Origin of the sequence: Pseudoduganella violacea, assembly GCF_014191875.1 — a bacterium.
Classification (GTDB): Bacteria; Pseudomonadota; Gammaproteobacteria; order Burkholderiales; family Burkholderiaceae_D; genus Rugamonas; species Rugamonas violacea_A.
The window spans coordinates 41,152-52,508 of record NZ_JACHXD010000019.1 but is presented as its reverse complement, the minus strand read 5'-3'; the positions used below and the strand labels follow the sequence as shown (position 1 = coordinate 52,508).

15 protein-coding genes are annotated in these 11,357 nt (G+C 62.2%); 9 read left to right on the top strand and 6 right to left on the bottom strand.

Features of this window, described 5'->3' with window-relative positions:
- Window positions 1-648 precede the first annotated feature (648 nt).
- The gene (locus FHS03_RS23970) at window positions 649-1,692 is read right to left on the bottom strand and encodes a PRTRC system protein D (RefSeq protein ID WP_183443423.1); all 1,044 of its coding nucleotides are present in this window, start codon (window positions 1,690-1,692) and stop codon (window positions 649-651) included.
- A 1,271-nt stretch (window positions 1,693-2,963) separates the two neighbouring features.
- Here FHS03_RS23970 and FHS03_RS23965 point away from each other — a divergent pair.
- The 4 genes from FHS03_RS23965 to FHS03_RS23950 all read left to right on the top strand — a co-directional run bounded on the left by FHS03_RS23965 (window position 2,964) and on the right by FHS03_RS23950 (window position 5,562).
- Window positions 2,964-4,061, top strand: a complete 1,098-nt coding sequence (locus FHS03_RS23965; protein ID WP_183443422.1) for an integrase domain-containing protein — start codon at window positions 2,964-2,966, stop codon at window positions 4,059-4,061.
- Window positions 4,058-4,756 (top strand): restriction endonuclease, encoded by a 699-nt coding sequence (locus tag FHS03_RS23960; protein WP_183443421.1) that lies wholly within the window; start codon window positions 4,058-4,060, stop codon window positions 4,754-4,756. Before FHS03_RS23965 ends, FHS03_RS23960 begins: the two co-directional genes overlap by 4 nt.
- Complete coding sequence (locus FHS03_RS23955; RefSeq protein WP_183443420.1) at window positions 4,737-5,063, top strand: hypothetical protein; 327 nt, start codon at window positions 4,737-4,739, stop codon at window positions 5,061-5,063. The genes FHS03_RS23960 and FHS03_RS23955 overlap by 20 nt, the downstream gene beginning before the upstream one ends.
- Window positions 5,064-5,283: 220 nt before the next feature.
- Window positions 5,284-5,562 carry a hypothetical protein gene (locus tag FHS03_RS23950; RefSeq protein WP_183443419.1) on the top strand — a complete coding sequence of 93 codons (279 nt, stop codon included), beginning with the start codon at window positions 5,284-5,286 and terminating at the stop codon, window positions 5,560-5,562.
- An 87-nt stretch (window positions 5,563-5,649) separates the two neighbouring features.
- Here the strand turns inward: FHS03_RS23950 and FHS03_RS23945 are convergent, their stop codons facing one another.
- From FHS03_RS23945 to FHS03_RS23935, 3 genes are all read right to left on the bottom strand, one after another.
- On the bottom strand, window positions 5,650-6,279 hold the full coding sequence (locus FHS03_RS23945; protein WP_183443418.1) for a GyrI-like domain-containing protein: 630 nt from the start codon (window positions 6,277-6,279) through the stop codon (window positions 5,650-5,652).
- Window positions 6,261-6,806 carry a PadR family transcriptional regulator gene (locus tag FHS03_RS23940; RefSeq protein WP_229426380.1) on the bottom strand — a complete coding sequence of 182 codons (546 nt, stop codon included), beginning with the start codon at window positions 6,804-6,806 and terminating at the stop codon, window positions 6,261-6,263. The genes FHS03_RS23945 and FHS03_RS23940 overlap by 19 nt, the downstream gene beginning before the upstream one ends.
- Window positions 6,807-7,084: 278 nt before the next feature.
- Window positions 7,085-7,369, bottom strand: coding sequence for an H-NS histone family protein (locus FHS03_RS23935; protein WP_183443417.1), 285 nt, complete (start codon window positions 7,367-7,369; stop codon window positions 7,085-7,087).
- A gap of 469 nt (window positions 7,370-7,838) precedes the next feature.
- Between FHS03_RS23935 and FHS03_RS23930 the strand changes: the two genes are divergently transcribed.
- The 3 genes from FHS03_RS23930 to FHS03_RS23920 all read left to right on the top strand — a co-directional run bounded on the left by FHS03_RS23930 (window position 7,839) and on the right by FHS03_RS23920 (window position 9,785).
- Window positions 7,839-8,111 carry a hypothetical protein gene (locus tag FHS03_RS23930; protein ID WP_183443416.1) on the top strand — a complete coding sequence of 91 codons (273 nt, stop codon included), beginning with the start codon at window positions 7,839-7,841 and terminating at the stop codon, window positions 8,109-8,111.
- Between the two features lie 859 nt (window positions 8,112-8,970).
- The gene (locus tag FHS03_RS23925; RefSeq protein WP_183443415.1) at window positions 8,971-9,225 is read left to right on the top strand and encodes a hypothetical protein; all 255 of its coding nucleotides are present in this window, start codon (window positions 8,971-8,973) and stop codon (window positions 9,223-9,225) included.
- A 98-nt stretch (window positions 9,226-9,323) separates the two neighbouring features.
- Entirely contained in the window at window positions 9,324-9,785 is a 462-nt protein-coding gene (locus FHS03_RS23920; protein ID WP_183443414.1) for a hypothetical protein, read from the top strand.
- Here FHS03_RS23920 and FHS03_RS23915 read toward each other — a convergent pair.
- On the bottom strand, window positions 9,782-10,009 hold the full coding sequence (locus FHS03_RS23915) for a hypothetical protein (protein WP_183443413.1): 228 nt from the start codon (window positions 10,007-10,009) through the stop codon (window positions 9,782-9,784). The two genes, FHS03_RS23920 and FHS03_RS23915, sit on opposite strands and share 4 nt — an antisense overlap.
- 207 nt (window positions 10,010-10,216) lie before the next feature.
- Between FHS03_RS23915 and FHS03_RS23910 the strand changes: the two genes are divergently transcribed.
- Both FHS03_RS23910 and FHS03_RS23905 read left to right on the top strand, forming a co-directional pair.
- A complete protein-coding gene (locus FHS03_RS23910) occupies window positions 10,217-10,522 on the top strand; it encodes a hypothetical protein (protein WP_183443412.1) in 306 nt (101 codons plus the stop codon).
- Window positions 10,522-10,785: a hypothetical protein gene (locus FHS03_RS23905; RefSeq protein WP_183443411.1), complete on the top strand. Its 264-nt coding sequence runs from the start codon at window positions 10,522-10,524 to the stop codon at window positions 10,783-10,785. Before FHS03_RS23910 ends, FHS03_RS23905 begins: the two co-directional genes overlap by 1 nt.
- 325 nt (window positions 10,786-11,110) lie before the next feature.
- Here FHS03_RS23905 and FHS03_RS23900 read toward each other — a convergent pair whose 3' ends face one another.
- Window positions 11,111-11,347 carry a hypothetical protein gene (locus FHS03_RS23900; RefSeq protein ID WP_183443410.1) on the bottom strand — a complete coding sequence of 79 codons (237 nt, stop codon included), beginning with the start codon at window positions 11,345-11,347 and terminating at the stop codon, window positions 11,111-11,113.
- Window positions 11,348-11,357: the final 10 nt, after the last annotated feature.

The following is an 11,357-nucleotide window of genomic DNA, read 5'->3' as shown; positions in this document are numbered from 1 at the left end:
TGGAGTGCTGTCTGGAAGAGATTGACGGCCTGGACTTTTATTGCAAAACAAACCGCTACGTGGAGACCCATAAACACGCGCACCTGGGTCGAGCGTTGCCGTTTGGCCCAGCGCGTCGAGGCTCCAAATCGCAATCATGACCAGGGCTATATATTTGGACATCAGCAGGTCAGGTGGTGAGAAATGTGAGAGATAACTTGAGAAATGGAAGTTGTCTTTATTGAATTTTCATTTCCATCATAGTACAGCCTGCGGTTAAAGAGAAGTGAGCGTTGGCGTGAGGGCACATCGGTGTTGGATTCGGCTGTTATTCAGCCAACAGCCACGCAGCATATTCCCCCGTTGTATTGATCCTGACAGTCAAATGACACTGGGTGCGTCGGAACATACGGAATAAGGATTCAACCGACCACCGACGGCCCAAATAGTTCAACGGACGCGACCGATACGGCTGCGGTTTCCGCTGAGACTGCGCTGGCAGGTGCCGCAGGTAAAGTCGATATGGCAGGGGGCGCCTGCGCCAATAGTCCCGCATGGGCCAATGTCCGCAGGCGATTGACCCTGCGCCCCCCTTTGGGAAATCCGGCCAACTCATCGTACAGTGGTGGATTGTCGGCCCGCGCCAGCTCGAAGTTGATGCGCAGTGGCTTATTCATGATCGCCGCCCTGGACTCCGGATGACTTTGCCGCGCACAGGGTTTTAGCCAGCTCGCTGCCTGCATATTGGAAGCCCTTAACGTTGGCAAAGATGGGATCCTTCAATTCATGGATGGCATGGTGCGGAAAGGCCGATTTCAGCGCCGCCTTATAGAAAAAGGCGCCACCACCGACCAGGATGATGTTTTTGATGTCGCCGGCGTCGCCCACGTAGTGCAGCATTTCGGCCACGGCTTGCTCCGGAATCTTCCTGGCTAATGGCAGGTGGCGGGCGAGGTCATACTCCTTTTGGAACACCACCGGCTTTTTGCCGGTGCGCAGCGCCAGGTCGATTAGCTCGTATTCGCAGTAATGTGAATCGGTGGCGCGGCTGATGCCTTCGACGATGGTGTGCAGCACGTCGTGCATGCCGCGCGGGACGGAGTGGCTGCGCTTGTCGATCTGCTGCATGCCTTGCGTGACCAGCCAGTCAAAGGTGCGGCGGCCAGGATCGACAATCAGGCTGCGCTCCTTGCGCAACTGGGCCACCCGGTGTTGCATCAGGCCGTAGTACATCAGGGCACCGGCCGGTTGCGCGATGGCCTTGGCGCGCCGCACTGTGACTTTGCGGCCCTTACCGAGCGCGTGTTCGCCGGTGAGGCGCCGCTCCAGCGCGGCGACCTGGCGCTTGAGCTTGTAGGTGGCCACCGGCAGGCCGATCACGAGCAGGTCGATCCGCTCGAGTTGCATGGCGTGCAGGGCGCCCAGCAGCAGCGCCAGATACTCCGGGGCATCGCTATAGCGGTCGTGCTGCAGGACATGCGCGTTGAAGACGTCAGCCGCCAACTGGACGTCCGGCCCCACTTCGTAGATTAAACCGTCGACGGGAATGCCGACCGTGCGGCGCTTCATGCCCCAGCCTTCGTACTCACCGATCGCTTCGGTGGGGTGGGCCTGAGAAGGAAACATCTCGCACAGTAGCTCCCCATTTTTCATGCCGGCGATGAATTTGGTGTTGCCGCGGCCGACGTCCACGGCCCGCACGATGGGTTCCATCCCGATCTCCTTCGTCGAAATACCGATAACGGTAGGCTTGGCTGACTGGTGCAGCCAGTCAAAAGCGCGATGGTTTGCCGGAGCTTTCGGGGGCAGACCTGCTGCAATGCGACTCCATGACAGTTCCAGGCGTCGGCCAGCGCGGTTGCTGTGGCGCACGGCCGCTGGGCGGGGAAATAAGATGTCGCCGGGGCGGACTGGTGGCCGGATCGCGGCTTGTTTTGAGGTTGAAGGTGGGGTGGTGGTTGGGGGCCGTGCCGCTCGATTTTACAATCAGAGGTATCCTACTTTGTCGCCGTTCATAGGGGCCGCCGCCGCATACGAAGCCTTACCAAATAAACCGGCTTTATTTACACTTTTTTCCGTCCCCCATTTCACCTTGACATCCCCCCTTCGCTTTCCTATCCTGCACACACTGTCTGGACCCGCTTCCATGAACATCGCGTTCTGAATGCGGCGCTGGCCCGCGATACCACCCGTCGCAGTCGTTACCTGCCTCCCGAGTGCCGATGTTTGGCTATGACCGCCCCGGCGGTTTGATCGCTCCAGCAGCCCCTGCGTCCCATGAGGCGCATGCCGCTGGCGCTGCAGTTCCCTTCCGACGTCGTTCGTCGATGGCCTCACGGCTCGCTTGCCTGGAGCGTGTTCCTTCCGCTCTCGCGCACTGGACGCGCTACGCGTCACGCTTTCCCCCTGACAGGTTCAGCGGGGAGGGGACCGCATGCCGGTCCACGCTTTAATCAATCCTTCTGCCATAGGGCCACCGTTCGCGGTGCCTTGTTGCGACGTGGCCGTAGAAGCCACGGCCAACCTGGTACGTATGGCAATCACGAAGCGGCCCGGTGGAAGGGCTGGTGGATAACCGTGAGGAAGGAGGGTTCTTGTGCTGTGCGCCGAGATGGCCGGCACGCCCATGACCTTGCCCCGCAATGCGCGGCACTGTCCGTTCAAGAAACGGAGATAGCGAGAGACGGTGAAACCCACTCCGCTATCGCATCAGCATTTTTAAGACACCACGCTTCACCGCAAACATCGTTATCCGAGCACGGCGCCGCAATGGGGGCGGCACCGTGGTGGGTGGTTTCCCCAGGACCGTCGGCGCAAGGGCCGGCGCGGCGGTCCGCATGACACTGGCCGCAATGAGGCGTGCGCTGGCAGTGGTGTGCGTCGTTCGCTGCAAAGACCTTGTTCGTCGTCCCGGTTCCGGCCGGGCGCTCGGCTGCCGCATGCGCGCGCTGATCGTATGGGCGCGGGAGAGGTCAGGACAAGGCATGACAACGTGGGAGAACGCAATGGGGGAGCAGTACTGGAAGAAGGAACTGGCACAGATCATCGATCAGCACAATGAGCGGCATGCGGTGCGTAGCAAGGTCATCGCATATGCGACGCGCGACGCGCGCAGGCAGGGGCTTTTCCGCATCTTCGTGCTCTTGCAGCAGCTGGGATTTCGGACCCGGCCGCGTAATCTGTCGTCGCGCCATATCGACGCGCTCATGGCCTACTGGACGGCGCAGCCGCTGCCGGCGGGCGGGCAGGGGACGCACCGCATCGCGCCGCAACTGGCTAAGCCCTTCAGCGCGGCCTATATCCAGCAACAGTTGAGTTTCCTGCGCGTCTACGCGCAGTGGATCGGCAAGGCCGGCCTGGTGCAGGGCACGGCGCACTATGCGAAAGACCCCAAGCTGGTGGCGCGCAGCTATAGCGCCACGCGCGACCGCAGCTGGGAAGCGAACGGTGTGGACGTGGACGCGATGATCGCACGCGTAAGCGCCATCGACCGGCATGTGGGCACGCAACTGCGTCTGATGATGGCCTTCGGCTTGCGGCGCAAAGAAGCGGTGATGTTCTGCCCGGACGCAGCCGAGGTGCCGGCCTACGCGCTGCCGGCCGGCCATCGGGTGGGGGAACGCTATGTCAGCTTCCTGACCATTGAACGCGGCACCAAGGGCGGCCGCTTGCGCTATGCGGCGGTGCGTACCCCGGTGCAACAGTACGCGCTGGACGAGGCCCGGGCGCTGGTGCGCAGCAAGCACGGCCACATCGGCCGTCCCGGCCTGACCCTCAAGCAGTCGCTCGACCTGTTCTCCAACGTGGTGCGCCAGGTGGGTCTGACGAGAAAGCAGTTGGGCGTCACCCCGCACGGGCTGCGCCACCAGTTCGCCGGTGATCTGTTCTTCGATATCGCGCAGGTGAAAGCGCCGGTGCAGGGCGGCGAACCTCAGGTCGACGCCGACGCGCTCAAGGAAGCCTACCGGCAGGTGGCCGAGCAGCTGGGCCACCATCGTCCGCAGATCAGCAATGCCTATCTCGGCTCGCCCCGTGGCGTGTCGCAGCAACCGCTCGATCAAGCGCATCAGGAGGCGCCATGATACCGAAGCCTTCTCGGCGGCCGGAACCGCCTGTCGCACCCGCTGCAGCATTGGCGCCGGCACAACCGGTGACGGCGCCATCGGCGCGGCGCCCGCCCCGCGCTACGCGCCAGATCGTCGGTGCACCGCAACCTGGTCCGATGGCCATGCTGGCCCGGTGGGTGATCCGCCTCGCTTCGCGCCTGTGTAACGCCTGGCGTCTGGCGCAACGGCCCTTGCATCGCCACCATGTGCGGGTCGCCAGGCGCATCTTGCGCAAGGTGCGCGGCTTTACCGGGGCGGGTAGGGTGCCGCGCTGCCTGTGCTACTTGCGCCAGGTCGACCCCTTGGTGTTTGAGGAGGTGGTGCTCTCGGCGCTGGAGGATGCGGGCCTGTTCGTGTTGCGCAACCGGCGCTATAGCGGCGATGGCGGGATCGATGGCGTGGTCTGGCTGCCGAAGCTGGGCTGGTATGCGCTGCAGGTCAAGCGCTACCGTGCCCATGTGCGGGAACAGCATGTTGGGCAGTTTGCGCTGGTGATCCGGCAGCAGGGCTATGACGGCGGTCTGTTCGTGCATACGGGCAAGAGCGGTGCGGCCGTGTATGGTCATCTCGGCGCGGGCGGGATAAGATTACTGAGCGGAGAATCCTTGGTGCGTCTGGTGCTGCGCGCCCCATCTAACACGCAGGGGGAGCATGATGGTGTTTTTGAATGATCCGATCGTGTCGGGCTGCCACGGTGCGACCTATACGGTCATCGCCCGTAGTGGCCAGCGTGGCACCGAGTTTGCCGATCCACGGCAGGCCGCCGATGCGTTTTACAAGGCATGTGCGCAGGACCGGCCGTTCGTGCTGCGCAACCAGGCCAATACGTCCTCCATTGTTGCGGCCACGCGCGCTGGAAGGAAATCCCTTCTTCCCTACGGCAAAGAGCGCGGTGACTTTCAGGTCGCCTATGAACAGTTGCTGGGCCAGGCGCAGGATCTACCGCCAGAGCGCGGGGTCGCCAACCAGGTGCCCTGAACCGTTGTGTCGCGAGAACGCCACATCCAGGAATGTTCTACCACCCTCGCTCTCCAGCTTTCCGGGCATGTTCAGGTTGTACTGGTGGCCTGCCTGGCTTGTTGCCCATGTTCAGTGGTGTTGTGGTTAACGGTGAGAATGTCGATGCCAATCTCGCATACCATGGTTCAAACCGGCATCCACCAGCGGCGTGTGGTGTCTAACGCTCAAGGGGGCTGATATGCACAATTCGCTGAAACGATGGATGATCTCCTACAGACAGTCTGATGGCCAGGTGATTCGCTTTGAGAGTGTGCAAAGGAAGTGCCCGTCTAAAGTCGATTTGGCGAAGTTGATTTTGCTCCGCAATGAAGAGGAGTATTGCGCCGCAGAGGGGTGGCCCGGAGCCCGACCGGAAGACCTGGCGGAGCAGTTCTTCATCTTGAACCAGATCATTGAGCTGCAGGTGGTGGCAAGCGGCAACGATGCTACGCTATCTCAGCCGCGTCGGCCCGATTGACGGCGGCCCGATGGCCGCGCTGCCCAAGCCATTACGCCAGCGCGCCGGTCGCGATGCGGGTGGCCGCCGCGATGATGTCCTGATGGCTTATCCAGACTGGCCGACGGGTTGCCGCAGAATGATCTTGCGCTGCGCGGGAGCGACGCGGCGCCAATCGTTGAGATAGATTTCGTGATAGGGCCCCGCTGGCGCCAGCCCCTCCTGCGGCAGATACGCGCCGTAGAGTTGCGCCAGGAGCGCCGGGAGGTCGGCTGTTGGGCCGACATGCAGGATCTGCACGCACGTCCCCTCGGCGATGGCTTCCCAGCGCGGGGCCGCTGCCTCGCCCAGCTCGCCGCGCATGTCGCTGACGGATGCCGCCAGACGCTGCCTGTCGGCCCACACCGGCAGGGTGATTTGCGCGCGCCAGTGCCACTTTTCCCGATGGCCGGCGGCAAAGTCGCGCATGTCGTCGGCCCAGTAGAGCAGTTCTACCGGCGGCTCGACAAACGACTTTCCCATACGCTTGCGCGCTTCACGCCGTATGGGATAGATGGCCGTGTAAAGCGTTTTTACGACCGCCGCGACGGATGGCTGTTCAGGTGGCCCTTCGCCATCGAGAACCGCGAACGGGAGTGTGGGCACATCAACGACGCTGAAATGGCCTGTCGGGGGCGCATACAGCGCGCCGAGCATGGCGCGGTTTTCTGTCAGGTCAATCATTGCTGTGTCGGCCATGGCTTGTTCCTCATATAGTCCAAAGTGGTGGTGATCCAAGTGTGCTCCGCGGCCAGTTGGGTGGCTGAAAAATCAAACAGGAGTTCGATATGGTCGGGCATCGGCTGGCGCTGCCGGCGCAGACCTTCGAGCCGTTCAACCTCCGCGCTGACCGAAGACAGGCGCGCGGCCAACGCATCGAGCGCCGCCTTGCGCGACAAGATGGGCCAGTGGACCATGCCCAGCAGGAGCGAAGAAAAGGTGGGGCGATAGGCGCCAAGGGCGGCGAGGGTCTGTTCAAGCAGCACCTCGCGGCCTGCCGCCGTGATCGAGAATGTCTTTCGCGCTTTCGCGTTGATAGGCGCTTCGGCCAGAACCAGTCCGCCTTTCTCCAGTTTCCCCAGCACGAAATAGATCGAGGAGAAGGCGACCTGTGTCCACTCGCGCATGCCCCGTGTGTCGATGTTCTGTTCCAGCTCATAGCCGTGGCGAGGCATCTCGGCGACGAGACCCAGTAGCAGGAGTTCGGAATCGGTGATGTGCATCATGCCCATATTCTGGCACTAGAATATATATCCAGACGCGTCCAATTCAGTTGCCTTCCTGAATCGTTGCACTGCTTGGGATGTGTCGGATCGCTGGCTGTTTCGGGAAAGCCATTCCTGCCCGCAGCCGTCAATGGTGAGACAGGCGGCACGCGCGAAGGGGCGGCTGGCGTGTTGGACGGCGTCCGCACCGTGCCATGGCGGTAGCAGGACGGGGTATCCGAACGAATGCCGATAATCGCGTCGTTTCCTGAGCGGGGTCGTCGCGATGGCTGCCCGGCCTATCGCACGAGGTAGTCTGCCTTGTTCTTGCCGGCAAGCCATTTGGGCATGCGACCGAGGCCATGCCAGATTTCACCCGCCGCATTCCGGTACTGGACGGTTGGACGCCTGCGGCGTGTGCCAGAGGATGGCATGCCAACGTCCAGATCGGCGGCTTGCAAACCGTGCGCGCGCATGATGTCCAGAATCTGCTCCCGTGCGCGGGCAATGTCCACCTGCCTGGCGGCGTCGGCCAGGCGCCGCAGGCGTGCGATTTCCTCTTGATATTGCTGATAGGTCGTCATACTGTTTGCTCCTCTGATGGGTGAGCATGGCTTCTGCATGATAGATCGGGTTGCAGTGCATGCAACATGAAGACGTCTACTTGTCACGTCGCTGCCCGGTGTCGTATTCATGGGGCATTGCCTTCCAGTTGTGTGCGGGTGGTCTTCTTCAGGTCAAGCGGTGCCGGCAGACAGCGCCCGTCAGCGCTTTTCCCAGCATGTCGCGATTCCCCCGCCCACCGGTCACAATGCAGACTGTGTCACGGTGCGGTTGCGCCTGTCCAGCGCGCTCTGGCCTTGACCCTGGCTGCGCAAACGGTGCCACGGCCAGGCCATGGTGCGGACCCGACATCGCAGATGGGGCCGCCCAGAGAGCGCCAGGAGGATAAGCACCGCTGCCGGGATGGTGGCCTGTTATAAATTTCAACTTGAAAGTGATCGAATCATTACGCATCATGGGTAAGACAGCAAGGCGAGGGGAAGGAGGTCGATGATGGCGAACGGTACATGGCGGCAATTAGGTAGTGCGGTGGTCAATACGTCGAAAATATCCGCCATTCGACATGCTAGCCGCGAGGGCGCGGGTTACCGGTTTTCTCTGCTATTTGATGCGATGGAACTGGATGTCCCCTTTGTCTCGGAAAGCGAAGCGATGGCGCTGCTCGATGGTTTTGGGGTCAGCTGGAGTGCATTCCTGCAACGCAATGAAGCCAATGCCAGGGTGGCACCTTTTCGGCTGGATGCGCCGGCGGAGCAGTTGTGATGCCCACCGGTGTGTCGTGCCGCTGGGCGGCAAGGTCAGCGGCAGACGCGAACCATGGATTGTCAGTGACCAGACCCGAGCCAACCCTGCTGGCGGCAATACGATTCCCGTGAACGCGAAGGGGAGGCGATCTTGTATTGGTGTGCGGCTGATGCAAGAATGAAGACGCTGACTGTGAGAATCGCTCTCACATTGCTCCTGTGCCTTGCCATCGCGGCATGTGCGCAGGATCCTTCGGTGACATCACCGTAGGCGTTGCGGTCGTTACCCGTCCTTGAGAAGACCGGCGCTGCATGCCGGTCATGTCGCCCCTGGCGACTGTAGCAAGTCTGACGCCGGTCAGACGTGATCGGGATAGGCGTGTTCGATGGCCTGTTTCGTGGGAAGCCCTCGCTTTTTTCGCTTCTACAGATTGCGGCCCAGGTTCTGATGAACCTCGCGGCCGCCCTTGCGCAGCTCGCTACGCATCCACCCTATGGCGCCGCCACCTGGCGCCGTATTCGCGGGGACATCGGCTTCCCCGCAATGGGGAAGAGGTGTCTCCATTTTTATTAAGGAGAACCACCATGTCGCAAGCGATCAACGTAGCAACAGTACCCACGGCACCGTGCATGCTGGTCGGTGGACGGAAAAGGCGCCCTGGCCTGCGCCGTCGCGTGTCGGCCCTGGTGCGGTCCTGGTCGGACAGTGTCGGCAGGCACTGCCGGTCAATCCGCCGTGCCAGCGCTGTGGCGCGCCACCCCATGGCGATGGGCCAACTGCCGCGCCAGCGCGCTGCCTTGTTGGCCGCGCCCCGTCGTCAGCCTTGCAAGGCGGCCAGCCTCTGGGGCTGGACGGTACAAGCGGAAGGAGCATCATCATGAACGCTGTGGAAGGACAAACGAACCGTGCTGCGCCGGAGGAACCCGAGGGCGAGGTGTGTTATCGGGACGTCTGCCCGAAATGCCCCAGCACCGACGCGCACTACCGCTGCTGGGAGGAGCGGGACGAGCAGTACATGTACCTGCATTGGCGGGTGTTCTGCCGCGACTGCGGGCATATGAATAGTGGTCTGCATACCACCGAGCGTGATGATGTTAAGTCCCATCCGATGCGCAAGGGGCAGGTTTCCTGAGCGGGAAAGGATGGCTGTGCAATGAATGGCAATGCGGCGGGAACAGACGGTTCCCGCTTCGGGGACGGATGCTCCCGCGTTTCTTTTGGGAGAACATCATGGACAGAGAAAATAGTGCCCGTGGCACGAAACGGGAACGGCATACCGACCGCGACGAAGCACGGGTGTGGGGTGAATTCTACCGGCGGGTGGCTGATCCGGCCACGGCGGCCGAGTTGATCACCTACCTGGATCAGGATGAAGCGGCGAAAGCCCGGCACCCGGGCCTGTACCTGCGCTGCCGCCAGACGCTGCGGCGGGAGAAGGCCCGTATTGCACGGGCGCGCAGGATGGGGTTTCTGGTGCGCGCGTTGCTGCATGGCGTGTTTGTCGTGCCGTGTGCATGGCTACGCAAGGCGGTCCGCTTTTGCGGTGTGGCCGGGGAAGCCTGCGTTGCACCGGACGCGGAACCGGCCGTCGGCCAGTTGAGCAAGATCCGGCGCAGCGGCAGCGCTGACCGGAATGGCGCCGCCATGCCGGCGCAAGAGAAGGGCGCCGCGCGACGCAGCAAGGCCGGTTAAGCGCTGGCCTGGATGGATGCCATGCAGCTCGCCAGGGCTTCGTCGATCAGACGATGCAACTGGCGGGTCTGCGGCGAGTGGCCCCAGTAATGGCGCTTGCAGCGCCGGATGTAGGCATCGAGGTCGTCCAGCGTCTTGATCCCCACCGGTTCGATATCGGTGAGGTAGGTGAAGTAGGCGATCTCCCGCGATGTCAGTCGAATGTGTTGTCCCAATCTCAGCATAGTCCTGTGCCGTGCTGGCACCCTCCCAGGTCGTGTGCGCCGCCTACGCCAGTGCCTGCGGCAGCGCAAACGGTTGGCAATCATGATAGGCATGAAATTGGGCCTGTTCAACTGCCGGTACGGCGCTGCGGCACGCATCAGTGGTGAGGGAGGCGGGCAATGGCAAGTGTGGGGAACGGGATACTGCTTGTGCTGTTGGAGGATGAAATGAAACGAAATCTGATGGACGTGGCCGGTGCAGTCGCTGCCGGTGGCGCTCACGAGTGTGGCGCCGACCCCCAGGTCGTGCGCCTGGAAGCGATGCGCCCTGGTCAATGCCTGCGTGCACGCGACGGTACGCCGTTTATCCGCACGGACCGTACCTGTATCTGCTTTTGCAATCTGGTCACGGGGCGCATGTGTTCGGCCAAGGATATCTGCTACCGCTATGGCGGTGTCGATGAAACCGGGCCAGGGCCAACCGCGCTGGCGCACCTTCGGTGCGTTGTGGATGAAGTGATCGGGAGGGCGTGATGGAGGAGATAGAGATGGCCGAGGGGCAGGCGGATGTGGTGGGATTGGAGCGGGCGCGGTTGGCGTATCACCCGCTTTGCCTGGACACCGTGGCGGCGCTCGAACAGGCATTTGACCGTCTGTACCGCAGTGGCTACGCGGCGTTTGTTGCCGGCAGGCAGACAATGCCGGCGCCGCTGGCGGCCAACAGGATGGCGGCCAGCATGTGGGAGACAGGCTATCAGTGCGCGCGCTGCGATGCGGCGAGGACGGTATACCGCTAAGGGACGGCGCCGAAGGCGTCTAGAGAAAACCCAGGCGCACGCTGTGTGTCCGATATTGCCGCGTCATCGGGGGAATGCCGGGCCGCAATCAGAAAAGCGCAAGCGGGCAGGTAAGTGTCGGAAACGCGCCAAGACGCAGTCGATATGGCGCGCGCGGGATGTTTGGTGTACGTGGAGACGACTCTGTGGAGTCGTCTCATTTTTTGGCCGCGGCCTGCGTGGCGCGTTGCAGGGCAATGCCATGGTATGGCGTAGCTTCACCTCATGACATCCTTACTCCCGCTCATTTTGTGGCATGGGAAGGTCGGGTACACAGTACCCAGTGCTAGGAACGCAGTTCTTGCAGGATGATGGTTGCGGCGCGTTCGGCTTCCGCTTCAGCGGCGTGCTGATCCATAAGGACAAGGTCTGCCGACACGCGCCGCTTAGGATAGATATGCGTCATATGCATCGGATTGACGGAAGGCGCGAAGATGGAAACGTACGCCCCCCATTGCTCGCTGCCTTCCAGTAATTCGCCAGTGAACTCGACCTCATAGCCATCAATATTTCTGGACGGCATCGTTATCCTC